17 protein-coding genes are annotated in these 23,227 nt (G+C 65.5%); all 17 read right to left on the bottom strand.

Annotated features, from left to right (window positions below):
• Nucleotides 1-25 precede the first annotated feature (25 nt).
• Complete coding sequence (locus tag ACMGF8_RS22155; RefSeq protein ID WP_416757089.1) at nucleotides 26-988, bottom strand: sugar kinase; 963 nt, start codon at nucleotides 986-988, stop codon at nucleotides 26-28.
• A complete protein-coding gene (locus tag ACMGF8_RS22150; protein WP_250330634.1) occupies nucleotides 981-1,763 on the bottom strand; it encodes a sugar phosphate isomerase/epimerase family protein in 783 nt (260 codons plus the stop codon). Before ACMGF8_RS22150 ends, ACMGF8_RS22155 begins: the two co-directional genes overlap by 8 nt.
• Before the next feature lie 75 nt (nucleotides 1,764-1,838).
• Nucleotides 1,839-2,864 (bottom strand): LacI family DNA-binding transcriptional regulator, encoded by a 1,026-nt coding sequence (locus ACMGF8_RS22145; RefSeq protein WP_416757088.1) that lies wholly within the window; start codon nucleotides 2,862-2,864, stop codon nucleotides 1,839-1,841.
• A 122-nt stretch (nucleotides 2,865-2,986) separates the two neighbouring features.
• Complete coding sequence (locus ACMGF8_RS22140; protein ID WP_250330633.1) at nucleotides 2,987-3,952, bottom strand: alpha/beta hydrolase; 966 nt, start codon at nucleotides 3,950-3,952, stop codon at nucleotides 2,987-2,989.
• A 160-nt stretch (nucleotides 3,953-4,112) separates the two neighbouring features.
• Nucleotides 4,113-5,054, bottom strand: coding sequence for a choline ABC transporter substrate-binding protein (locus ACMGF8_RS22135; protein WP_102863309.1), 942 nt, complete (start codon nucleotides 5,052-5,054; stop codon nucleotides 4,113-4,115).
• Nucleotides 5,055-5,291: 237 nt separating this feature from the next.
• Nucleotides 5,292-7,154: an autotransporter outer membrane beta-barrel domain-containing protein gene (locus tag ACMGF8_RS22130; protein ID WP_416760355.1), complete on the bottom strand. Its 1,863-nt coding sequence runs from the start codon at nucleotides 7,152-7,154 to the stop codon at nucleotides 5,292-5,294.
• Nucleotides 7,155-7,757: 603 nt separating this feature from the next.
• Entirely contained in the window at nucleotides 7,758-8,399 is a 642-nt protein-coding gene (locus ACMGF8_RS22125) for a DUF1345 domain-containing protein (RefSeq protein WP_102863311.1), read from the bottom strand.
• A 1,121-nt stretch (nucleotides 8,400-9,520) separates the two neighbouring features.
• A complete protein-coding gene (locus tag ACMGF8_RS22120) occupies nucleotides 9,521-10,147 on the bottom strand; it encodes a glutathione S-transferase (protein ID WP_102863313.1) in 627 nt (208 codons plus the stop codon).
• Nucleotides 10,144-13,785, bottom strand: a complete 3,642-nt coding sequence (locus ACMGF8_RS22115) for an AAA family ATPase (protein WP_416757087.1) — start codon at nucleotides 13,783-13,785, stop codon at nucleotides 10,144-10,146. Before ACMGF8_RS22115 ends, ACMGF8_RS22120 begins: the two co-directional genes overlap by 4 nt.
• A complete protein-coding gene (locus ACMGF8_RS22110; RefSeq protein ID WP_250330815.1) occupies nucleotides 13,782-15,026 on the bottom strand; it encodes an exonuclease SbcCD subunit D C-terminal domain-containing protein in 1,245 nt (414 codons plus the stop codon). Before ACMGF8_RS22110 ends, ACMGF8_RS22115 begins: the two co-directional genes overlap by 4 nt.
• A gap of 254 nt (nucleotides 15,027-15,280) precedes the next feature.
• Nucleotides 15,281-16,915 carry a BatD family protein gene (locus ACMGF8_RS22105; protein ID WP_250330816.1) on the bottom strand — a complete coding sequence of 545 codons (1,635 nt, stop codon included), beginning with the start codon at nucleotides 16,913-16,915 and terminating at the stop codon, nucleotides 15,281-15,283.
• Nucleotides 16,912-18,654: a VWA domain-containing protein gene (locus ACMGF8_RS22100; RefSeq protein ID WP_102863317.1), complete on the bottom strand. Its 1,743-nt coding sequence runs from the start codon at nucleotides 18,652-18,654 to the stop codon at nucleotides 16,912-16,914. Before ACMGF8_RS22100 ends, ACMGF8_RS22105 begins: the two co-directional genes overlap by 4 nt.
• A complete protein-coding gene (locus ACMGF8_RS22095; protein ID WP_250330817.1) occupies nucleotides 18,651-19,727 on the bottom strand; it encodes a vWA domain-containing protein in 1,077 nt (358 codons plus the stop codon). The genes ACMGF8_RS22100 and ACMGF8_RS22095 overlap by 4 nt, the downstream gene beginning before the upstream one ends.
• A complete protein-coding gene (locus ACMGF8_RS22090; protein ID WP_102863319.1) occupies nucleotides 19,720-20,214 on the bottom strand; it encodes a DUF4381 domain-containing protein in 495 nt (164 codons plus the stop codon). Before ACMGF8_RS22090 ends, ACMGF8_RS22095 begins: the two co-directional genes overlap by 8 nt.
• Nucleotides 20,211-21,152, bottom strand: a complete 942-nt coding sequence (locus ACMGF8_RS22085; protein WP_102863320.1) for a DUF58 domain-containing protein — start codon at nucleotides 21,150-21,152, stop codon at nucleotides 20,211-20,213. Before ACMGF8_RS22085 ends, ACMGF8_RS22090 begins: the two co-directional genes overlap by 4 nt.
• 5 nt (nucleotides 21,153-21,157) lie before the next feature.
• Nucleotides 21,158-22,117, bottom strand: a complete 960-nt coding sequence (locus tag ACMGF8_RS22080) for an AAA family ATPase (RefSeq protein ID WP_003218556.1) — start codon at nucleotides 22,115-22,117, stop codon at nucleotides 21,158-21,160.
• Between the two features lie 576 nt (nucleotides 22,118-22,693).
• Nucleotides 22,694-23,050, bottom strand: coding sequence for a hypothetical protein (locus ACMGF8_RS22075; RefSeq protein ID WP_102863321.1), 357 nt, complete (start codon nucleotides 23,048-23,050; stop codon nucleotides 22,694-22,696).
• Between the last annotated feature and the right edge of the window lie 177 nt (nucleotides 23,051-23,227).

Below are 23,227 nucleotides of genomic sequence, written 5' to 3'. Positions count from 1 at the left end.
CCCGGATGAGCCGGTACGCCAACTGCTATGAGGCGCAGGCGGTTTTCAGGGGCGCTGCCTGGTCGGGCAGTTCGTGGCGCCTGGGCAGGCCTTCCATGTCGCCACGGCTTTGTACTGCGCGGCTGCCCAGCCAATTGGCCCGCTGCACCGCCTCGCTCACGCTGAGGCTTTCCAGCAGGGCGCTGATCAGGCCCACGGCGAAGGCATCGCCGGCACCGACGGTGTCCACCACCTTGGCCACCGGCACACCGTCGACGAAGCCGGCGTCCAGATGGGTGCGGTAGTAGGCGCCATGGGCCCCGAGCTTGATCACCACCGCTTCGGCGCCCTGGTCCAGGTAGAAGGCGGCGATGTCCGCCGGGTCGTCACGCCCGGTGAGCAGGCGGCCCTCGCCGAGGCCCGGCAGCACCCAGTGGGCCAGGGCCGCCAGGCGGTTGATCTCGCGGATCATCTGGGACTCGCTGGCCCACAGGCTGGGACGCAGATTGGGGTCGAACGACACGCTGCGGCCGCTGGCGCGCTGGGTCTGCATCAGGTGGCCGGACAGTTCCCGGGCCGAATCCGAGAGGGCTGGGGGAATGCCGGTGGCGTGCAGGTGACGGGCCTGGAGCAGGGCCGGGGCCAGGTCGTCGAGGCTCAGGTGGCTGGCGGCCGAGCCGCGGCGGAAATACTCCACCCGCGGGTCGTCGCCGGTGTCTTCCCGGGACTTGAGCTGAAAGCCGGTAGGGTGCAGCGGGTCGCGGCGCACGAAGCGGCAGTCCAGGCCCTCGGCCTGCAAGGTGTCGAGCACGAAGCGTCCCAGGGAGTCGTTGCCGACCCGGCTCAGCCAGGCCACCTTGAAGCCCAGGCGCGACAGGCCGATGGCCACGTTGCTGTCGGCCCCGGCAATGCGCTTGTGAAAGTGCTCGACCCGGGCCAGGTCGCCGCTGTGCTCGGCGACGAACATGGCCATGGTTTCCCCGAAGGACAGAATATCGATCTCAGACATGGGCTGGCTCCAGTCGCGACTGGCCTAGGCGGGCCAGCAGGTCGACCTGCTCGGCGCTCACCTGCAGCAGGTCGTCGCCTTGCAGGGGGTATTCCACGGCCCGGGTTAGACCTTGATTCATGTGCCGCAGCAGGTGTTCCCACTGCTGCAACTCTGCGGTGCCGGGCGGCAGGGCCACCCGCTTGCCGTCGTCCCGCAGCCGGACCGCCTTGCAGTGCAGGTAATCCACATGCCGGCCCAGCAGGCGCGCGGCTTCCAGCGCCGACTGCTGCTGCCACGCCCAGTTACCGATGTCGAAGGTCATGCGCAGGGGCAGGTTCCACCCTTGCACGGCGTTGAAAAAAACCTGGAAGGGCTCGATGCGCCCGCCATGCACGGTCTGGTCGTTTTCCACCAGCAGGGTGAGGGGCTGGCCTGACAGCAGGCTGGCCAGGCTGCCCAGGTCGTGATGCTCGGTGAAGTGGCCGAGGGACACTTTCAGACGCTTGGCGCCGAACGCCCGGGCCCGTTGCAAGGTGGCGGACAGCTCGGGGTTGGGTTCGTAGCCCTCGGCCAGCCACAGCTCCAGGGGCGAGGAAAATACGCTTTCCAGGCCATGTTCCCGGGCGCTGCGGGCCAGTTCCTCGGGCTTCTCGTGGGTCAGCAGTTCTTCGCGCCACTCGATGCACGAAGCGCCGGCGGCGGCCACCAGGGAAATGAAATGGCCCTGGCCGTGCTGGCGGACCAGATCCGCGCCGTAGCTGGACAGACTGATGGAGACGGGTGATTGATGCATGCTTCAGACCTCTGAAACCGGTTTCATTTTTATTCGAGAAAACCCGGGACACGCTGCGATGCAGGGGGCTCGGGATTACACAGGGGGTTTTCGGGTGGAGCCGCGAACCATCAGTTGCGCCGCAAAGTCCAGTACTCGCGCCGGGCCGGCATCGCCTCGCAGGCGCTTGAGCAGGCATTGGAAAGCGGCGGTGCCTATGGCTTCGGTGGGCTGGGCCAGGGCCGTGATGCCGCTGCCCACCAGGGGGTACCAGTCCAGGTCGTCGAGGGCGATCAGGCCGATGCCTTCGAACAAGGGGCAATCCAGTTCACGCAGGACCCGGGTCGCCGCCAGGGCCGCCACGCCGTTGGCGCAGAACAGCGCCTTGGGGCCAGGACCGGGAGCGTCGAGAAAGTCTTTCAGGTGGCGCGCGAGGGCCGCGCCGGTCTCCAGTGACTGGCCACGCAAGGCCGGGCGCCGGGCGACTTCGTCCTGGAAGGCGGCACTGCGTTCGAGTCGTGAGCTGGTGCCGTCATGGGGTTCGCTGACCAGCAGCAGGTCACGGTAACCCTGTTGCTCCAGGTGTTCGATGGCGCTGTGCACTGCCGCCGGGTTGTCCAGGCCCACCAGATCGGCGTGCAGTGATTCAAGCTTGCGGTCCACCAGGACCATGGGCATTTCCTGTTGCAACTCCTGCAACTGCTCCAGGTGATGACCCAGGGTGTTCACGATCAGGCCTTCGATGTTGTAGGCCCGCAGGTTGGCCAGGTGCTGGGCTTCCTGCTGGTCGTCACGGTCGGTGTTGCACACCACCAGGCTATAGCCGTGCTGGCGGCAGGCGGTTTCCACGCCATGCATCACGGCAATCGAGTAGGGGTTGCGGATATCGGCCACCAGCATGCCGATCAGGCGGGTGCGCCCGCGTTTCAGGCCGCGGGCCATCTGGTTCGGGCGGTAGCCCAGCGCGCTGATGGCCTGCTCGATGCGCAAGGCAATGGCATCGGAGAGCAGGGCGCGGTCTTCGCCGATAAAGCGCGACACACTGGCCTTGGAGACTCCGGCGTGGCGGGCGACATCGAGCATGGTGACGCGGTTGCGCTGGGCGGCGGAAAACTGATTCACGGGCAACGACCTTATTCTTGGAATTATCGGTTTGCAGTGCTTCCGGGTACGGTGCTGAAACCGGTTTCAGGAAACCGCAAAACCCATTCTGCCGTCAAGGGCGCAACGTCGATAAATCGCTATCAGGGCTCAAGTTGGCTGACCAACGGTAGGGCTCGGGTTGGCTCAAGAAACTCGCGCAGGGCCCGCAGCAGGGCGTCGTACAGCCCATCGACTTCCGCCGCCAGCCCTCTGGCCCGCAGGCAGCCATGCACCAGGCCCAGGCCCGGGTACAGCTGGCTGGCGACGCCGGCCTGCAGCAGGCGCTGGTGATAGCACTGGCCGTCGTCGCGCAAGGGATCGAACTGTGCCAGGGCGATAAAGGCCGGCGGCAGGTGACTGAAGTTCTCTGCCCGCAGCGGCCGGGCATAGGGCGAGGTGGGTTCGGGCTCCGGCAGGTACAGCGCCTGGAAACAGTCCAGGTCACTGCTGCTGAGCAGCGGGGCATCGGCGCACTGGCTGCGCGAGGGCAGGTTGGCGGCACCGCCGAGCCCGGGATAGACCAGCACCTGGGCGGCGGGCAAGGGTTCAGCGGCATCCCGCAGGGCCAGGCACAGGGCGGCGGCCAGATTGCCCCCGGCGCTGTCGCCCATCACCAGCCGACGGCGGTGATCCAGAGGCACAGGGCCCAGCCCCTGCTCCAGAGCCCGCCATACCGCCAGGCAATCGTCGAACGCGGCCGGGAACGGGTGTTCCGGGGCCAGCCGGTAGTCCACCGCGATCACCAGCGCCTGCAACTCGTGGGCCAGATGGGCGGTGATGAAATCGTGGGAATCCAGGCTGCCCAGCACCCAGCCGCCACCGTGCAGGTACAGCAGCCAGGGCCAGCCACACTCCGGGGCGGCGCGGTCGGGGTGATAGAAACGCAGCGGCACCTGGGCCAGTTGCCCTTGATGCACGGCGAGGCCGGGCGGATGGGCCGGAGTGAAGTCCCGGCACATGCGCTCATAGCTGTCGCGCAGGCCCTTGAGGCTGCTGTCGGCGCTGGTGTAGCTCAGGGTGCGCTGGACGAAGGCCGCCAGCTCGGCAGAAAGCGGGTAATGGCTCATGGACAGTCCTGGAGGGTAGGCGCCGGGTTGCCGGCGAACGAGCCCGGGAAATCGTCATCATTGCAGCGCCTGACCGAAAGAGCCGCCGCAGGGCGTTGCGTTTGTCGGCGAAGGGCCCTGAGGCCGCCTTCGCCGGCAAGCCGACTCCTGCGCCGGGCGGTTACAGGTTCGCTTTGACCGCAGCCACACCCTCGCGGCCGTCGAAGGTGGTGACCCCCGTCAGCCAGCGCTGCAGGTCTTCTGGGTGCTCGCGCAGCCACTGGCGGGCCACTTCCTGGGGCGCCTTGCGTTGCATGATCGGTACCATCAGCTGGCTTTCCTGGGCGGCGCTGAAGCTCAGGTTCTGCAGCAGCCGATGCACGTTGGGGCAACGCTCGGCGTAGTCCGGCGCGGTGACCGTGGACACCGTGGCCGCCCCCTCGTTGGGGCCGTACACGTCTTCGCTGCCGGTGAGGTAGGTGATGGCCATGTTGATGTTCATCGGGTGCGGGGTCCAGCCGACGAACACCACGAACTCCTTGCGATTGATCGCCCGCTGCACCGCCGCCAGCATCCCGGCCTCGCCGGATTCGATCAGCTTGAAGCCCTTGAGGCCGAAGTGGTCGGTGTCGATCATGGTCTTGATCGTGGTGTTGGCGCCGCTGCCTGGCTCGATGCCGTAGATCTTGCCCCCCAGCTGCTCCTTGAAACGGGCGATGTCGGCGAAGGTTTTCAGGCCCGCCTGGGCCACGTAGTCCGGCACTGCCAGGGTTGCCTGGGCATCCACGAGGCTGGGCTGGGCCATGACCTTGACCTGCCCGGCCTCGAGGAAGGGCGCGATGTTCTGGTCCATGGCGGGCTTCCAGTAGCCGAGGAAGATGTCCAGGCGCTGGTCGCGGATGCCGGCGAAGATGATCTGCTGCACCGCGCTGGTCTGCTTGCTGTCGTAGCCCAGCCCGGTGAGCAGGACATCGGCCACGGCGCTGGTGGCGATCACATCGGTCCAGTTGACCACCCCCATGCGCACGGTCTTGCAGGACGCGGGCTCGGCGGCCCAGGTGGGGGAATTGAGCAGTGCAGTGGCGCAGAGGAGCAGGAAACAACGCTTGAACGGTGTTTTCATCAGAGGATCTCTTCCGGCAGGTGGCTTGTTGTTCAGAGCGGCGTCTTGTTGCGCCGTACTGGCCACCTTACGTGGCCCCGATGGCCCGGGAAACGCTCTGTAGCGACCGGCTTTTGCACTGTGACGACTGCCCGGGCGCACTTCACGCCTACAGGCTTGTCGAGGTAGTGATCAGCAACAGCCCTGGCGGTGCGCCAGGGCTGATGTGGATACCGCGAGACAGGGCAGGAGCCGTTATCAGAACTGGTAGGTAAAGGCGGTTCGAATACCGGTCGTGTCGTTGCCGCCCGGCTCCTGTGTCCAGAACACACCGGCATGCACGGCGCTGTTCTGGTTCAAGGCATAGCTTGCCCCGGTGCCCGCGGCAAAACGGGTGTCGTGCTGTTTATCGGCCTGGTAGGTATAGCGGCCCAGGTAGTCCATGCGCGCTTGAAAGGCATCCTGGTCTTTGTCCAGGTCCTGGATCAGGCCCAGGCTGGCATTGAGCTCCAGCTGTTTTGTCAGGCGTTTGGCCGTCCGTACGCCGGCATTCAGGCTGGTCACCGAGCGCTGCATTTTTGCGTAGCTGGCCGCCATGACGGCGCCGCTGCGCTCGCTATAGCCCTGGCGGCTGACTTGAGTCTGGCTGAGGCCGATGTAAGGCGTCACGGTCAGGCTATCGAGCCGCAGGCCATAGGCACCCTCGATGCTGAAGGCCCTGCCACGCAGGCTCGAACGCCCTTGACCGGCTTCGGTATAAGCCAGTTGCTCACGGCGGATATCGACCTTGGACGACAGGTAGGCCGCAGCCAGACGCCCCTGCCAACCCAGGCCCTGGCCCGATTCGTCCACGGCAACGAACATTGCCACTGCGGGTGCGTTGGACCCTGCCTTGGTGTAGTTGTCCGGCAACTGTTGATCGAGGTTCTGGTCCAGGGTGATGCCTACGCGCAGATGGTCGCTAGGACGGGCGCCCAGGGTCAGACTCGTGGAGGTCTGGCGAGTCTCGCGGTTTCTGCTGTAGCTGGGACCAACACCTATACAGAACGAGCCGCTGTCGATCTGGCACTCCTGGCTCATCAACCGATCCAGTTGCGCACTGCGCAGGTCCAGGACTCCCCATGCCTGATTGGCGCTTTTGGCCATCGCGGTCCGGGTGTTGTCCAGATCAAGCAGGTGAGTGCCGGTTTCCGTGATCTTCCACAGTGCGGCGTGTAGGTCACCACTCGCCGTGAGGCTCAGGCCGACGGCAATATTGCCGTCGGCGGACACGGCAGTCGCTGCCGAATGTTGGCCGCCTAACGTGCCCAGATCGATCATGCCGTCGGCATCGGTGTGTCTGAAGGCGTGGTTATCGCCCTCTGCGGTAGTGGCAAAACCGACGATAACGCGGCCGTCGGCGGATGCCGCGCTAGCGCTGGAGTCGCCCCCCCAGGAGCCGAGCTCGACCATGCCGTTGGCGTCAGTGTGTTTAAACGCTTGAGTACCGCCGGTGATAGTTTCCGAACTGCCCACGACCACCTGGCCGTCGGCGGATATTCCCAGAGCCTGGGAAGATGTTCCGCCGAGGGTGCCCAGGTCGGTCATGCCGTTGGCATCGGTGTACTTGAACGCGTGTTGTACGTTCGAATCCGTATCGATGTCCGACTGCCCCACGACGACGCTACCGTCGCCGGACACCGCAGTTGCAAGGGAGTCGCCACTGTTGTCTGCCTTCAAGGTCCCCAGATCGATCATGCCGGTCGTCTCCGTGTGCTTGAAGGCACGAGCACTCCCCAGGAGATTCGAGGCGTATCCAACGACCACGGCGCCATCAGCGGATACGCCGTTGGCGCTGGATGATTCGCCGCCCAATGTGCCCAGATCGATCATGCCGGTCGCATCGGAGTACTTGAAGGCGTGAGTCGAGTCAGGGGTGTCCGATTTTCCCACGACCACACTGCCATCGGCGGATATGGCATGGGCATAGGCATGGTTTCCACCCAGGGTCCCCAGATCGACCATGCCAGTCGCATCGCTGTATTTGAATGCGCGATCTTGGCCTGTGGGTAATGTTTTGTTTACCGCGATTAGACGACCGTCGGCAGAGACGCCGAAGGCCATAGAGTACTCGTTACTCAAAGAACCTAAATCAATGCTGTCGATTGCAGTGATCGCATGGGACTGTACTGAATAAACGACGCTGTATAGCAGGGTAATAGCTGTTATTACGGATGGGTATTTCAACGTTGTAACCTTTTGGCGAAGCAGAAAACACAACAGTCTGTGGAAGTTACAGGCTGCTTTGGGGGTGGCTGTTTGCTGTTGGGCCCATGGATTGGGTGCGCGGGCGCTCTATTGCAAGTGCTTTCGTCATTTGGACATGGCGAGGTCGGCAAACTTCAGGTTCGGGAAAAAAGGGGGGTTAGTTGAAGGCGAGGGACTAACGTTAAGAAGTTAGTTGGCTAAATCCAGGGCTGTAAAAGGCGGCTATTTTATTTTTAGTGAGAGGGCGGGTCTTTAAGATGATTCTTAAATTGCTCTTGAAGTGTTGGGGCGATTTGTTCGGAAGGTCGATCAGCACAACTGAATTTAGTTGCTTGGTGTTGGCGGTCGTTCGAATTAGATCAACTAGGGTTACCCAGCCTGACACTTGCTATATGGCACCCCGGACGAAGCCGTCGCGATTCTCACTGACGATCCCGCGAAGCTGCCAGGACTGGGCTCAAGCCGTCTTGTACCGGTTCAGCTGAACAGCCCGGCGGCAATATTGATGGAAAAACCGAGGATCGCAGTGTTGAACAGAAAACCGATCAAGGACTGGGCGAGGACGATCTTGCGCAGCTCGCGGGTGGCCACGCCGACGTCCGAAGTTTGCACCGCCACGCCGATGGTGAAGGAGAAGTAGAGGAAGTCCCAATAGTTCGGTGTGGTCAGTTCCTCGGCAAAGCGCAGGGCCGGTTCCTTGCCATTCCAGGTGTAGTAAAGGCGGGCGTAATGCACGCTGAAGATCACCCCCACCAGCAACCAGGAACCGATCACCGTGAGCCCGGTGAAGCCGTAATGCAGCAGACGCTGAGGGGTATCCAGGTCCTTGCTGCCCACCAGCTCCAGGGTAATGGTCACCAGACTGGCGATGGCGGCGACGCAGACGATCAACAGCACCAGCCCGGCGTTTTCGTCCTCGGTTTCGGCGATGCGTTTCACGTCCTCGGCCCGGGCCCGCACGGTCAGCCAGAACATCAGCGCCAGGTAGGTCCAGACCGCGGCGTTCCAGCCGATGAGGAGCTTGCTGGTCAGGGTGTGCGCGGGGGCGAGGATGCCGACGGCGCAGCCGATCAGCACGCCGAAGGTCAGGCGGGGGTGGGTTCGGATCACGAAAGGCATGGGGGCTCGCAGCTTCAGGGCAGTGGGGGAACATTAGCATGTAGGGGGATTTGGATAGGGGGGGATAGCGGTTGCTGTGGGTGTGGCGGCTGGCGGGTTTGTCTTGATGGCTTGGGGGTTGGGGGTTGGGTACATATCCGTTGCTGCGGTAACGGCTGCTTATGGTTTCGCCCTTACGGCGAGTCCCTTTTTTTCAAACGCCAAAAAAAGGAACCAAAAAACGCTTGCCCCTCCATGGGCCCCTCGCTGTGGCTCGGGGTGCCCTCGCTTCGGCATTGCTCCGGGGGCCCGCCGCCAACCGGCCATCCATGGCCGGGTGGCGGCTAGCTCGGCATCCATGCCGAGCTGCCCCCTACGCAACGCCTACGCTCGGCCGGCTGGGAAGGGGCCTGAAGATCAAGATCAAGATCAAGATCAAAAGCCAAAGCCAAGGTGCGCAGGCCGGCTCCTTGTAGCCGCTGCCGAAGGCTGCGAACGAGCGCTCGCGCTCGCAAAACCAGGCGGCGCGATAGGTCAGGAATATCGGGGAGGCAGGTTTAGCGTCTCCTGCGGAGCCGGTCGCAGCCTGCGGCAGCGGCTACATGTAACGCGAACGGTGATGAAACAGGCCGGCCGGCAGGCCGCCGTCAGATGTTGATCTTGCTCTGGCTTTTGATCTTGATCTGAACGCCCCGTTAACCACGATGGCCGAACGCAGGCATTGAGCCGTGGGTAACCCGGCAGGGATGCCGGGTTAGCCGCCACCCGGCCATGGATGGCCGGTGGCGGCGGCCCACGGATCAATGCCGGAGTTCGGGCATGCCGAGCCTAGGCGAGGCACCGAGTGGAGGGGCAAGAGCTTTTGGTTACTTTGGGCTCTTTCCAAAGTGACTCGCCGTAAGGGCGAAACCCTAAGTGGCCGCACCCGCAGGAACGGATATGTACCCAAACCCGCTGTAAGAGCGGAACCGTAAGCGGCCGCACCCGCAAGAACGGATATGTACCCAAACTCGCTGTAAGAGCGAAACCGCCAGCGGCCGCACCCGCAGGAATGGATATGTACCCAACCCCGCTGTAAAAGCGGAACCATAAGCCGCCGCACCCGCAGCCCCGGATATGTACCCAACCCCACAACAAAAAACTCACGCCAAAGTCTTGGCCATGACCCCCACAAACAACTCCGATTCAAGAACCCCCTGCAACCACTCCTGCAACGCACGATAAGGCGTCTGCGCAAACCACTCCCGGTCCACATGAGCAAACTGGCGAACAAACGGCAGCAGGGCCATGTCCGCCAAGCTCGGATGCGCCGCCAGCAGATAGCGTCGCTCCTGCAGCAGGCGCTCCAACTGCGCCAGAAACACCTCGCCCTGGGCCCGGTAATGCTCCATGGGCGCTTCGGGATAACGCTCGGCGTACTTGTAGCGATTGAGGTGCACCTTGAACACCTGATCATTCTCGGCAATCAAGGCCGCCATCTGTGTCTGGGCCTCGGGGGCGCCGATGAGCCGCCAGTTGTCCGGATCATGCTGCTCCAGCGCCCAGTGCATGATCTCCAGGCTCTCATCGATCACCCTCCCATCCACCGCCAGCACCGGCACCGTGCCCTTGGGCGACAGCGCGAGCATCTCGGGTGGTTTGGCCTTGAGGCTGACCTCGACGATCCGCACCGGCACCTGGGCATAGCGCAGCGCCAGGCGCGCACGCATGGCATAGGGGCAGCGGCGGAACGAGTAGAGGGTCGCCTCGGGCATAGGCCGCGTGCTCATTTCACCTCCAGGGTGCTCAGGCCGTTGCCCTGGCGGCTGACCTGGATCTGCACCGGAATCCGTTCGTGCATTTCCTGGACGTGGGAAATCACCGCCACTTTGCGTCCCTGGGCCTGCAGGCCGTCGAGGGCGTCCATGGCCAGTTGCAGGGACTCGGGGTCGAGGCTGCCAAAACCTTCGTCGATAAACAGCGATTCGATCTTCAGGGTGCTGGAGGCCATGGACGCCAGACCCAGGGCCAGGGCCAGGGACACCAGGAAGGTTTCGCCGCCGGACAGCGAGTGCACCGAGCGCAGTTCGTCGCCCATCTCGGTGTCCAGCACCAGCAGGCCGAGCATGCTGCCGCCGCGCTTGAGGCGGTAGCGCCGCACCAGCTGGCGCAACTGGGCGTTGGCGTGGTGCACCAGCAGGTCGAGGTTGTAGGCCTGGGCGATCTTGCGGAAGGTGTCGCCGGTGGCCGAGCCGATCAGGGCATTCAGGCGGGCCCAGCGCTGCCATTGCTGGTAGGCCTCGTTGATGCGCTGGCTCAGGGCCTGGTTGGCTTCCTGGCGGCGCTGGTCCTCGCTTTGCCGGGCGCGCAGTTCCGCCACCTGCTGTTCGCTGGCGAGGGCTTGTTGCTGCAGCTCTTCAAGGGCCTGGGCCAGTTGCCCGGCCTCCAGGTTGCCGTTGTGCTGGGCCTGGTGCTGTTGCAGGCGTTGCTGGCGCTCCTGGAGCAGGACCTTGGCTTGTTCGATGGCTTTGTCGTTGGCCTGCAGGCGCTGGCGCAGTTGCTGGATCTGGTCCTCATCCAGTTCCAGCAATTGTTGCAGCCCGGCGTCATCCAGTTCCGGGTGCTGGGCGCGCCATTGCTCGATGCTGCCGGCCAGTTGCTGCTGTTCGCTGTCCAGGGCTTGCAGGCGCTCTTGCCGGGCCTTGAGTTCGGCGCTCAGTTGGATCAGTTGCTGCTGCAGCTCGTGCTGCTCGTGCTGGGCCTTGGCCTGGGCGCTGCGGGCCTGTTCCACGGCTTGATCGAGCTGCTGCTGCCAGAGCTCGGCGCTAGGGTGCGACCCCAGCAGGGCGGCCAGCTGGTCCTGGCAGGCCTGCTGCTGTTGGCTCAGGGCGTCGAGCTGCTGCTGAGCGTCGCTCAGTTGCTGCTGGCGGGTCAGTTGGCGGTCCTGTTCCTTGTCCAGCAGCAGTTGGCGCTGCTGTTGTTCTTCGGTTTCGTCCTGGCGCTCGCGCAGCTGTTCGATGCGCTGCAGGACCTGCTGGTCCAGTTGCATGAAGGTGCTGGCCGGGTCACGGCGCAGGCCTTCGAGCACCTCGGCCGGCAGCAGGTTGTTGAAGCTGGCCAGTTCTTCCTCTAGACGCTGCTGGTCGGCGGCCAATTGCTCCTGCTGCTTGTGCAGGTGCTGGGCCGCCTGCTGGCTGGCGTCTTGTGCTTGCTGCAACTGCTGCTGGAGCCGCGTGGCGTCCTTTTGCAGGGTCAGCAAGGCATCCAGGCGGCTCTCATCCTGGGTGATGCTCTGTTGCAACTGTTCCAGTTGCTGGCGCAGCCAGGCATCGCGTCGCGCCGGGTCCTGGTCCAGCAGGCTGGCACTCTGCGGGTGGGCTTGCAGGCTGGGGGCCAGTGCCTGTTGCTGGCTGGCCAGTTGTTCCTGTTGCTGGAGGAATTCTTTCTGCTGGGCGATCAGGCCCTGGACCTGGGCCCGCAGTTCGTTGAGCTGTTCCTTGAGCCTGTCCACCGCCTGACGGGCGTTGGCTTCTTCGCTCTCGTCATGGCGCCCCAGGCTGTGCAGCAGGGCTTCGGGCTGGTGATAGGGGTGCTCGACGCTGCCGCACACCGGGCAGGGCTGATCGTCCTGCAACTGCTCGCGCAGTTCCTCGACACTGGCACTGCGGGCCAGGCGCTGGCGCTCCAGCAGGGCCTGGGTGACGCTCAGGGTCTGCTCGGCGACGCTCAGTTCGGCCTTGGCTTGCAGACCGGCCTGGTTCAGTGCTTCACGCTGGGCGGCCACGGCTTGTTGCTTGTCTTGCAGGGCCCGGCCGCGCTGGTCCAGTTCCTGTTGCTGGGCCCAGAGCCGTGCCAGCTCTTCGGTGGCCCGTTGTTGCTTGCGGTTGTCCTTGAGCAGGCCGTCCAGCAATTGGATCTGCTCGGCCACGGCCTGGGGTTCGGCACCGGCTTCGCTGTAGAGCAATTCAAGGTGGGAACGTTGTTCGGCCAGTTGCTGAGCCGCGGTGCTGGCCCGCTGTTCCAGGGCTGGCAGTTCGCTCTGGCCCTGATTCAGACGGTTGCCGATCAGCATCAGTTGCTGCAGGCGTTCGCGGTAGAGCGTCCAGGCTTCGCTCAAGGGGGCGAGGGCGGCGCTGTGCGCCAACTGCCCGGCGATCCGCTCCAGGCGCTCACCCACCAGACGCTGCTTCTCCAGCAGTTGGGCAATGCTTTGCTGGCCTTGGGCACTGGCGCTTTGTGCGCGGTCACGGGTTTCGCCGGCGTCGCTCAGGCTCTGGCCAAGACGGCTCAGGTTGCCCTGTTCGGCAAAGGCTTCGCGCAGCAGCGGGACGCTGTCGCTGTGCTGGCTCTGGGCCTGGGTCAGGGCGCTATCGGCGTCGAGCACGTGCTGTTGCAGCTGTTGGTGACGTTGTTGCAGCTCAACCTGTTGCGCGGCCTGCTGCTCGATCTGTTGGCGCAGGGGCTCCAGGGCTTGGCGCAGCTCGATCTGGCGCAGGAATTGGTGACGCTGCGGCGCCAGTTGCTCCAGCCGTTGCAGGCGCAGGCGCTGCGGAGCCAGGGTCTGAGCCTCCTGCTCGGCCTGTTGCAACTGCTCGCTGGCGTCCTGCTGTGCCTCCTGCCATTGGCGCAATTCCTTGAGCCAGCTGTGCTGGGCTTCCAGCTGCTTGAGCTGGGCCTGCTGGGTCTTGAGCTGCTGTTGGGCGTCGTTGAACTGCTGATCCAGTTCGGCCCGGGCCTCGGGGTCCAGGGGGACGATGCCGCTGGCCTGGGCCTGGAGCGCCTTGTGGGCCTCGTCGGCTTCTTTGCTCTTGCTGTAGGCCCGGCGCCCCAGCTGGCTGTAGATCGCGGTGTTGGTGAGCTTTTCCAGCAGCTCGCTGCGTTCCTTGTCGTCGGCCTTGAGAAAGGCGCTGAACTCGCTCTGGGCCAGCATCACGGCGCGGGTGAATTGCTCGAAGTTGAGGCCCAGCTTGGATTCGATCAGCTGTTCGTAGTCGCGCTTGCTACTGGCCAGCAATTGATTGCTGTCCAGGTCGGTGAGGCTCTGCCGGCTGGCTTGCAGCTTGCCGTTGGCCTTGTCGCGAGCGCGGTTGGCTTCCCAGCGGGCGCGGTAGCGGCGCCGGTCGATGCCGACAAAGTCCACTTCGGCGAACCCGCTGCCGGTGCCACGGCGCAGTAGGGTGCGTGGGTCGCCGGTGGAGATATCGCTGTCGACCTCGGGAACCTTGTTTTCCTTGGCGATCTTGTTCAGCCGCGGCACCGCGCCGAACAACGCCAGGCACAGGGCGTCCAGCAGGGTGCTTTTGCCGGCACCGGTGGGCCCGGTAATGGCGAACAGGCCGGCGCTGGCCAGGGGCTCGGCGGTGAAATCGATCTCGAACGGACCGGCCAGGGAGGCCAGGTTCTTCAGGCGGATGGCCAGGATCTTCATGGCTGTTCACCTTCTTGCTGAACGTCCTGCAACAGCAGGGCGAAATCCTTGAGGGTGGCGTCGTCCACTTCATTGGCGTAGGCGTCGCGCCAGGCCCGGCGGAACAGTTCTTCGGGGCTCAGTTGATCCAGTTCTATCAGCTCGGCGCCGCTGTCTTCAGCGTCGCGGCCGCCGTTACCGGCGTATTCGGCGGCAATCCGTACCAGACGCACGGCCTTGCCTTGCAGGGCGCTTTCCACTTGCTGGCGCAGGTCCGGTTGCGGTTCGTCCAGGCGCACCCGCACTTCCAGCCAGGGCTGGCGCTGTTCTTCGGCCAACAGGTCGATGTCCGGCAGATCGCCGAGCTGGCTCAGGATCTCCCCCAGGGGCGCCGGGCCCAGGCGTTGCAGGTTGACCGCCCGGGGAATCAGCCGCGGTTCGACGCTGACCAGGGTCTGGCCGTCCAGGCGCACATCGAGGATCTGGTGCGGGTAGTCGATTTCGGAAAACGATAGGGGAATCGGCGAGCCGCTGTAGCGGATGCGCTCCTCGCCATTGACCTTCTGCGGCTTGTGCAGGTGCCCCAGGGCCACGTAGCTGACGTCCGCGCCGAACAGGCTGGCGGGCAGCGCCTCGGCATTGCCGATGATCAGGCTGCGCTCGGAGTCTTCGGACACCGAGCCACCGGCCATGTGCGCATGGCTCACGGCGATCAGGGCCTGGCCCGGCTGGCGCTTGGCATTGGCCGCTGCGATCAGCCATTCATGGACCTGGGCGATGCCCTTGAGGTAGTCGTCTCCCAGCTGCGGGCCGGTGACTTCCGCCGGACGCAGGAAGGGCAGGGCCAGGCACCAGCCGACAATTGCGCCGCTGGCGTCGGGCAGGGGCAGCAGCAGGCGCTCGGCGTCCAGCTGGCCGTCATCCAGCCACAGCACCCGGCCCAGGGCGTGGGTGCGCAGGCGGCGCATCAAGGGGGCGGGCAGTTCGATACGCGAACCGGAATCGTGGTTGCCGGCGATCATCACGATGGTCAGGGCCGGCTGCTGTTCGTGGGCGCTGACGATGAAGTCGTAGAGGCGTTCCTGGGCTTTGACCGGCGGGTTGACGGTATCGAAGATATCGCCGGCGATCAGCAGCACGTCCGGTTGCTCGTGCTTGAGCTGGCGCAACAGCCACTCCAGAAAGCAGGCATGTTCGAAGTCGCGCTCCTGGCCGTGGAGGTTCTGGCCCAGGTGCCAGTCGGAGGTGTGAAACAGACGCAAGGCAAACTCCGCATGAAAAAGGCTGGCCGCACAGAAGATGACCGCGGCGAAAGGGTCGAGAGTTTACTGGCAAACGCGTGTTTATGCCCGACGCTGCGGCAAATGCAGGCGCGATTGGCCCAGCGGCTTGGCTCCAGGGAGGTGGCTGTAGGAGCGGGCTTGCCAGCGAAAGGGCCCGCCCAGGCGCTGCATGACTTACCGGCCTCGTCGCCGGCAAGCCGGCTCCTACGCCGCAGGGGGCTGCACGGCTGCTGTTATTTGGGGTACAGCGGCGGCAGGCTGGTGGTGTCCGCCACTGGGGTTTGCACTCGCTCGTTGATGGGGATGGCGCGGATCGCTCGCCAGAGTTCCTCACCTTGCCAATATTGGCCGGTCTCGCTGTAGAGGGCGCCGTTGAGGCCATCCAGGGCATCGGACAGGGGGATGAAACGCGCGGCCATGTCGGCCAGGGTTTCCGGTTGCTGGCGCGCCCAGGCGTCCAGGGCTTGTCGGGTGGCCTGGGGGTCGTTGGCCTGGCAGGCGCGCTTGAGGTCGTCCAGCAGCGAGCGTGGGCTGGGGCCGGTCTGGGCCGCCCGCAGCACCGCCGGTTGCGATCGCGCACGCCACCACAGGCCAAAGCCCAGCAGGGTGGTGCAGGCCAGCAGCAGGGTGCTCAGTTGCCACAGCCACAGGTTGCCGCTGTCGACGCTGATCGGCGCGTTGCCCGCCGGGGTGTCCACCACCAGGCTGGGGTTGTTCGCCACTTGCAGGGTTCGCGCCGGCAGGCTGGTCTGTTCCAGGCGATCTTCCAGGGTGTTCCACCAAGTGATCTCCAGGGCCGGCAGTTCGAGGTCGCCGGTGCGGGTCGGCACCAGGGCCTGGCGCTCTTCGCGAATCCCCAGCAGGCCGTGCTCGATGTGCTGGTTGCTCAGTTGCGGCTGGTCCGGGTAGCTGCGCAGGCCATTGATCTCGGCCTGGGGCAGTGGGGGCAGTTGGGCGCTGGACAAGCCCTCGGCACTCAGGGTCAGGCTGCGAGTCAGGGAATCGCCGACCTGCGGGTGATCGGGTTCCGGGCTCCAGCTTTCACTCAGGCTCAGGCTGCGGGCCGGCAGCCAGGGGATATCGGCGGGGTAGGCGGCAGGCTTGGCCAGCACTTGCAGGCTCAGTTCGGCGGAGCTGACGTGGATCAGCTTGCCGGGCTTGGGGGTCTGGGACGCCGGCTCCTGACCGGTGCTCGGGTTGGCCGGGGTGGCGGTGAAGGTCAGCGCCGGGATCAGCAGTTCGCCGCTGCGCTGGGGATAGACGGCGTAGCGCATCTCGATCACGCCATGGCGCACGCCATTGATGAGTTTTTCGTAGGTGCGCGGCTCTCCCAGTTGCTCGATCCGGGCATCGCTCAGTTGCAACGGGCTCAGGCTGCTGTCGTCGAACAGCGGCACGGAATGGTAGATGTGCAGGGTCAGCAGGGCCTGGGCCTGGACATAGACCTTGGGCTGATCGAGTTCGGCGTGGATGAACACCGGTTCCAGGCGGCTGTCCTGATCCTGCACCGGGCTGGCGTTGACTTGCAGGGTCAGGGCCTGGCTCTGCAGGTTGCCCAGTTGCAGCGGGGCGATTTCCAGGGTGCCGGTGTGGCGCGGCAGCAAGGTGACGATCCAGCGGGTGCTGGCGTGGCTGTCGCCAAGGCTGTTGAGCTGGTTGACCTGGCGCGTACCGCGCACTTCGAACTGGCTGTCCAGGGACGTCAGGTCGGGCTTGCCGAACTGGGTGACGTCGGTGGACTCCAGGGTCAGCTCGACAGTCTCGCCGGAGTTCACCTGGTTGCGGTCCAGGCTGGCGAGCAGCCCGGCAGCCTGGGACGCCGAGGTCCAGAGCGCGAGGGCGAGCAGAAGGGCGGTGCAGCGGGTCATCGAAGTTTTCCCTGATCCTGATGTTGTTGCTGTTCGTACCAGAATTTACGCCTCAGCAGTTCTCCCGGGTCGTCCGGGATCTTGCGCAGCCATTGCTCCAGTGCCTGCTGGTGTTCGGCGTCCAGGCTGTCCTGGGCCGGACGCAGGGGCGTGGTGGTGTGCTGGTCGTCCAGCTCACTGCCGGGCACCTCACTGTAGCCGTTGCGCTGCGGGTCGGGCGCTGTGGCCTGGCCCTCGTTGGCCGCAGGCTGCCCGGGGTTGTCCGGGGGTTCGCTGGCGGTGGCCGGCTGGGTGGCCGTCGCGCTGGGTCCGGGGGTGTTGCTGTCGTCGCTGTCGGGGTTTTCCGGCTGCTGCGGCGGCGTTGGCGGGGTGGCTTGCTGCTGTTGCAACAGGCTTTCCACCAGGGCCTTGTTGTGTAGCGCCGGCTGCAGCTCGGGCTGTTGTTCCAGGGCCTGTTCGTAGGCGTCGATGGCGGCTTCCAGCTCACCACTGCGCGCCAGAGCATTGCCGCGATTGTAGTGGGCGCGGGCGTCGTTGCCTTCGGCAAAGCGCTCGGCGGCGGCATTGTAGTTGCCGGCCTCGTACAAGGCCACGCCTTGCCATTGCGGGTCCTGGAAGTGTCGTGCAGCCTCGGCCGGGCGCTGCTGTTGCAGCAGGCGCTGGCCTTGCTGGTCGGGGCGCAGCCACAGGTCGTTGAAGTCGAAGGCGTAGCTGGGTTGCGGCGCGGCCAGTAGCAGCAGCGGCAGGCAGAACAGCCAGCCCCGGCGTCCGGCGCAGGCCGCCAGCAGCAACAGGGGCAGCAACAGCCAATAGCCCTGGTCGGCCCAGGTGTCCAGGCGCAGGGTCTGGCCGTCGCTGCGCACGCCTTGCGGCCCGCCCGTCAGACCCAGGCCCTTGAGGTCGCTGTCGTCCAGGCGCGCCTGACGGTAACGGCCACCCACTTCGCCAATGAACTGCTTGAGGTCCGGGCTGTCCAGGCGCGATACCAGGATCGCCCCCAGGTCGTCCTTGAGGTAGCTGCCGTCTTCCAGGGCCACCGGGGCACCGTCGCGGCTGCCGAGGCCGAGCATCAGCAATTGCGGTGTTCCGCCGTCAAGCGCCTGGCGGATGCCCTGGCGTTCCTGTTCGCTGAGGGAGGAGGCCATCAGCAACACCCGGCCCTGGCCCAGGGCGCCCTGGTCCAGCAGCTTGAGGGCCTTGAGCAGGGCCAGGTCGGCGCGCTGCCCGGCCTGGGGCATGATCGATGGCTTGAGGGCGTCCAGCAGGTTGCGGCTGGTGGCCAGATCATCGGACAGCGGCACCAGGGTGTGGGCGCTGCCGGCGTAGACGACGATCGCGGTCTGGGCGTCGCTGCGCAATTGCAGCAGGTCCAGCAGTTTGTGCCGGGCCTGTTCCAGGCGGTTGGGCGGCACGTCGCTGGCGAGCATTTGCGGGGTCAGCTCCAGCAGCACCACCAGCGGGTCGGCGGGTTTCTGGCTGGTCTGTTCCACCCGCTGCCAACTCGGGCCCAGCAGGGCCAGCACCGCCAGCAGCCAGGCCAGGCCCAGGGCCACCCAGGGCAGTTTGCTTTCGCGGCCGTTGCCGCCGCTGAGCAGGGCGGCGTGAAAGGCCGGTGGCAGGATCATCTGCCAGCGTCCGGCGCGCTTCTGCCGGTGCCAGAGCTTCCACAGCAGCAGCGCCAGCAGTGGCAGCACCAGCAACCATCCGGGTCGGAACCAGTGGGGCCAGAGACTGATCATCGACGCCTCCGCAAGCGCAGGCGCTTGAGCCGCTGGCGCCAGTCATGGGCCGGCAGCAGGAAGCTCGACTCGCTGAAGAAGCGCTGCAGCGGGTTGTGCGGCCAGCGCTCGCGCAGCACCAGCAGCACGCTGAGCAGCAGCGCCGTGGCCAGGGGCCAGTGGTACAGGGCCTGGGCCGGGCGGGCCTGGGTCGGTTGCTGGGCCACCGGCTCCAGTTGGTCGAGGGTGTCCTTGATGGCTTGCAGCTCCTGACCGTCACGGGCACGGAAGTAGCGCCCGCCGGTGACTTCGGCCAGTTCCTTGAGGGCCGGCTCGTCCAGGTCCAGGCTCGGGTTGAGCCCCAGCAGGCCGAGGGTCGCGCCCTGGTCCGGGTCGGCCCCGATGCCGATGGGATAGATTCTCACCCCTTCCTCGGCGGCCAGGCGTGCAGCGGTAATGGGCGGGATTTCGCCGCCGTTATTGGCGCCGTCGGTGACCAGGATCAGCACCCGGCTCTGCGCCGGGCGCTGGCGCAGACGTTTGAGGGCCAGGCCGATAGCGTCGCCAATGGCGGTGTTCTTGCCGGCGATGCCGATCTTCGCTTCATCCAGCCAGATCCGCACCGTGCGCCGGTCGAAGGTCAGGGGCGCCTGCAGATAGGCCTTGCTGCCGAACAGGATCAGGCCGACCCGGTCGCCCTCGCGGTGTTCGAGAAAGTCCCCCAGCAGGTGCTTGACCAGGCTCAGGCGGCTGACGTCTTCGTCCTGCCATTGCATGTCGGGAAAGTCCATGGAACCGGAGACGTCCACCGCCACCAGCAGATCGCGGCCGCTGGCGGCCACCGGCAGCGGTTCCCCCAGCCATTGCGGGCGTGCCGCGGCCAACAGCAGCAGGACCCAGAGCAGGATGAAGCGGGCCTGCTGGCGCCAGGCCGGCAGGTGGGCCCGGGCCCGGCGCTTGGACAGGCCTTCCAGGTCACTGAGGAAACTCACTTTCAGCGCCGGCTCGCCGCTGTCGGCCACCGGCAGCACCAGGCGCAGCAGCCAGGGCAGCGGCAGCAGGGCGAAGATCCACGGCCAGGCGAACTCAAACATGCTTGCGAATCCAGGTGTCCACCGCCTGGGTCAGGCCGGCGATGGCTTTGTCGTCGAGCTTGCACTCGGGTTTGTAGGCGCCTTCCACCAGCACCATCCAGCGGGTCAGACCGGCGGCCGGACAGCGGTTGTCGAGAAACGCCAGCCACTTGCGGCCATTGAGGGTGTGGCTCTGGCTGTAGGGATAGTGGTTGCGGCACAGACGCTTGAGCAGGGCGTTGAGGGCCTGCAGCCAGGCGCCGGCCGGGGCGCCGTCATAGGGCTTGGGCAGCAGCGCCAGTTCCGCCAGGGCGGCCAGGCGCACCGGGTCCAGGGGCTGTTCGCTGCGCGCGCGCGCAGCTTTGCGTGGCCACAGATGACGCCAACGCCAGGCCGCGAAGCCGAGCACCGGCAGTAGCAACGCCAGCAGCCACCAGCCTGGTGCTGGCGGCCACAGGCCGATTGCGGGCGGCGGCAGCAGCGGTTGCAGTTGTTCCAGGCTGCTCATCGGCCGGCTCCCGGGCGCTGCGGATTGAGGTACTCGCGCAACTGCTCGACCATTTCGCTCTGGGTGCTCAGGGGCATCAGCAGCACCCGCAGTTTTTGCGCCAGGCGTTCCCAGCGGGCGATGCGCGCTTCACTCTGGGCCCGGTAGGCCTGGCGCAGTTCGTAGTTCAGGGTGTCCAGTTCCAACTGCGCGCCGCGCTCGGCAAAGCGCAACAGCCCGGCGGCGGGCAGGGCATGGTCCAGGGGGTCGGACAGCGGCATCAGCAGCAGGTCGCAGTGCCGCGACAGCAGGCTCAGCTGTTGCTCGGCGGCGTCGCTCAAGGCGCGCTCGTCGCAGATCACGATCACCAGGCTGCCGGGGCGCAGCACTTCACGGCCGCGCAGCAGCGCGGTGCCCAGGGCATCACGCTGGGGCTGGGCTTCGCTGTGCAGCGACTGGTTGACCCGCACCAGGCGGTTGAGCAATTGCAACAGGCTTTGCTTGCTGCGTCGCGGTTTGATCTCGTAGTGCTCGTCGTCGCCGTAGACCAGGCCGCCGACCCGGTCGTTATGACCCAGGGCGGCCCAGCCGATCAGGCTCGCGGCCTGGGCGGCGAGCACCGACTTGAACATCAGCCCGGAGCCGAAGAACAGCTGGCGGCTTTGCTCGACCATGATGAAGATCGGCCGCTCGCGCTCCTCGTGGAACAGCTTGGTGTGGGGTTCCTGGGTACGGGCGGTGACCCGCCAGTCGATGGTGCGCACGTCGTCTCCGGCCTGATAGACCCGCACCTGATCGAAGTCCACACCGCGTCCGCGCAGCTTGGAGTGATGCAAGCCGATCAGCGGGCTGCGCTGGCTGGGGGTGGAGAACAGCTGCACCTCGCGCACGCGGTGGCGCATCTCGATCAGCTCGCCGAGGGTGATGCGAATGCCGGGTTCGGCGATGGCTTGAGTCATGGAGATCAGGCGACGGCAACGACGTCGAGGATGCGCTGTACCACACGGTCCTGGTCGATGCCTGCCGCTTCAGCCTCGAAGGACAGAATGATGCGGTGGCGCAGCACGTCGAACAGCACCGCCTGGATGTCTTCCGGGCTGACGAAATCGCGCCCGGCGAGCCAGGCGTGGGCCCGGGCGCAGCGGTCCAGGGCAATGGAGCCGCGGGGGCTGGCACCGTAGGCGATCCACTCGGCCATTTCCGGGTCGAACTTGGCCGGGGTGCGGGTGGCCATCACCAGTTGCACCAGGTATTCCTCCACCGCGTCGGCCATGTACAGGCCGAGGATTTCCTTGCGCGCGGCGAAGATCGCCTGCTGGCTGACCCGACGCTCGGGCTTGGTTTCGCCATTCAAGGCTTCGCCGCGGGCCTGCTGGAGAATGCGGCGTTCCACGGCGGCGTCCGGGAAGCCGATCTTGACGTGCATCAGGAAACGGTCGAGCTGGGCTTCGGGCAGGGGATAGGTGCCTTCCTGCTCGATGGGGTTCTGGGTCGCCATCACCAGGAACAGGGGCGACAGTTCATAGGTGCTGCGCCCGACACTGACCTGACGCTCGGCCATGGCCTCCAGCAGCGCCGACTGGACCTTGGCCGGGGCACGGTTGATTTCGTCGGCCAGCACCAGGTTGTGGAAGATCGGGCCTTGCTGGAACACGAAGCTGCCGGTTTCCGGGCGATAGATCTCGGTGCCGGTGATGTCGGCGGGCAGCAGGTCGGGGGTGAACTGAATCCGATGGAATTGCGCTTCAATGCCTTCGGCCAACTCTTTGATGGCCTTGGTCTTGGCCAGTCCTGGAGCGCCTTCGACCAGCATGTGGCCGTCGGCGAGCAGGGCGATGAGCAAGCGCTCGATGAGTTTTTCCTGGCCGAGAATCTGCGTTGAAAGAAAGGTTCGCAGCGCCAATAGCGCTTCACGATGTTCCATCGGTGACTGTTCCTGGAGAGGGTGCGCCCCGGGCGTTGAACTAACGTCGGGGCTGGGGGCGATACTTTAATCCATAGCGGGGGTCGGCGACTAACGGGGAAAACCTGATTTAGCCAATTAGTCGAAAAAAAACACCGCCATCCACCGATTCCCGCGGGCGGTTCCTGTAGCCGCTGCCGCAGGCTGCGAACGGTTTGGGCGGCATACCGACGCAGGAGACGCGGGGATCTGGAGCGCCACCGAGGTTTGGCGGGAGGCCGTCAGGCAAGGTCCTGCGGACCTTTTCGCAGCCTCGCCACAGGCTCGGCAGCGGCTACAGGCATTGCCAGGATGTGCGGCTGTTGTAGCCGCTGCCGCAGGCTGCGCACGGCTCCGCAGGAGACGTAGGGATCTGGAGCGCCACCGAGGTTTGGCGGGAGGCCGTCAGGCAAGGTCCTGCGGACCTTTTCGCAGCCTCGCCACAGGCTCGGCAGCGGCTACAGGCGTTGCCAGGGCTGTTGTAGCCGCTGCCGCAGGCTGCGCACGGCTCCGCAGGAGACGCGGGGATCTTGAGGGCGCCGCAGGTTCAACGGCGGGTCAGGGCAGCTGGCTGATGTAGGTGCCGGTGCCCTTGAGGATGTTCTGCAGGGTCAGTTCCACTTCGGCCAGGTCCGAGGCGGCGGTGCTGTGGCGGATTTCCAGGTGGTCGGAACCGTTCAGGGCGTCGGCGTCGGCCGCGGCGATTTCGATCAGCAGGGTGGTCGGGCTCAGGGTGACCTTGACGCCATCGAGGGTCGAGGGCTCGCCGTCGAGGGTGATTTCCAGCTCGTCCTCATCCGGGTAGCGGCTCATCAGGAACATCTCGCCCTGGCTGCTGTGGCAGCAGAGCATGGCCATGTTGTCTTCTTCGTCGTCGCAAGGGTTGGCGATCAGGTGGGCAGTGGTCATGAGCATGGGGGCATTCCTGGGGCGGGGCCGGCAGCGGCCGGACAGGGCACAAAGAAACAATTCTGCCAGCCCGAGGGAATTTCTGCTGGCTTGTCTGTCAGAGAACAGGTCGTGAACAGTCATCACCTGCAGCGTCACTTCTGGTACGCAAGTACCGTGAAACCGGGGAAAAACCCTGGTTTT

Origin of the sequence: Pseudomonas sp. BNK-7 (assembly GCF_048072025.1) — a bacterium.
GTDB lineage: Bacteria > Pseudomonadota > Gammaproteobacteria > Pseudomonadales > Pseudomonadaceae > Aquipseudomonas > Aquipseudomonas danubii.
Note: the sequence above shows the minus strand (reverse complement) of the source record. Positions and strands in the feature narration are given on the sequence as shown.

Excerpts from the sequence above, each read along its gene's own strand:
- ACMGF8_RS22155 (WP_416757089.1), bottom strand. The coding sequence starts at position 988 with ATGTCTGAGATCGATATTCTGTCCTTCGGGGAAACCATGGCCATGTTC.
- ACMGF8_RS22150 (WP_250330634.1), bottom strand. The coding sequence starts at position 1,763 with ATGCATCAATCACCCGTCTCCATCAGTCTGTCCAGCTACGGCGCGGAT.
- ACMGF8_RS22140 (WP_250330633.1), bottom strand. The coding sequence starts at position 3,952 with ATGAGCCATTACCCGCTTTCTGCCGAGCTGGCGGCCTTCGTCCAGCGC.
- ACMGF8_RS22135 (WP_102863309.1), bottom strand. The coding sequence starts at position 5,054 with ATGAAAACACCGTTCAAGCGTTGTTTCCTGCTCCTCTGCGCCACTGCA.
- ACMGF8_RS22125 (WP_102863311.1), bottom strand. The coding sequence starts at position 8,399 with ATGCCTTTCGTGATCCGAACCCACCCCCGCCTGACCTTCGGCGTGCTG.
- ACMGF8_RS22120 (WP_102863313.1), bottom strand. The coding sequence starts at position 10,147 with ATGAGCACGCGGCCTATGCCCGAGGCGACCCTCTACTCGTTCCGCCGC.
- ACMGF8_RS22115 (WP_416757087.1), bottom strand. The coding sequence starts at position 13,785 with ATGAAGATCCTGGCCATCCGCCTGAAGAACCTGGCCTCCCTGGCCGGT.
- ACMGF8_RS22105 (WP_250330816.1), bottom strand. The coding sequence starts at position 16,915 with ATGACCCGCTGCACCGCCCTTCTGCTCGCCCTCGCGCTCTGGACCTCG.
- ACMGF8_RS22100 (WP_102863317.1), bottom strand. The coding sequence starts at position 18,654 with ATGATCAGTCTCTGGCCCCACTGGTTCCGACCCGGATGGTTGCTGGTG.
- ACMGF8_RS22095 (WP_250330817.1), bottom strand. The coding sequence starts at position 19,727 with ATGTTTGAGTTCGCCTGGCCGTGGATCTTCGCCCTGCTGCCGCTGCCC.
- ACMGF8_RS22090 (WP_102863319.1), bottom strand. The coding sequence starts at position 20,214 with ATGAGCAGCCTGGAACAACTGCAACCGCTGCTGCCGCCGCCCGCAATC.
- ACMGF8_RS22085 (WP_102863320.1), bottom strand. The coding sequence starts at position 21,152 with ATGACTCAAGCCATCGCCGAACCCGGCATTCGCATCACCCTCGGCGAG.
- ACMGF8_RS22080 (WP_003218556.1), bottom strand. The coding sequence starts at position 22,117 with ATGGAACATCGTGAAGCGCTATTGGCGCTGCGAACCTTTCTTTCAACG.
- ACMGF8_RS22075 (WP_102863321.1), bottom strand. The coding sequence starts at position 23,050 with ATGCTCATGACCACTGCCCACCTGATCGCCAACCCTTGCGACGACGAA.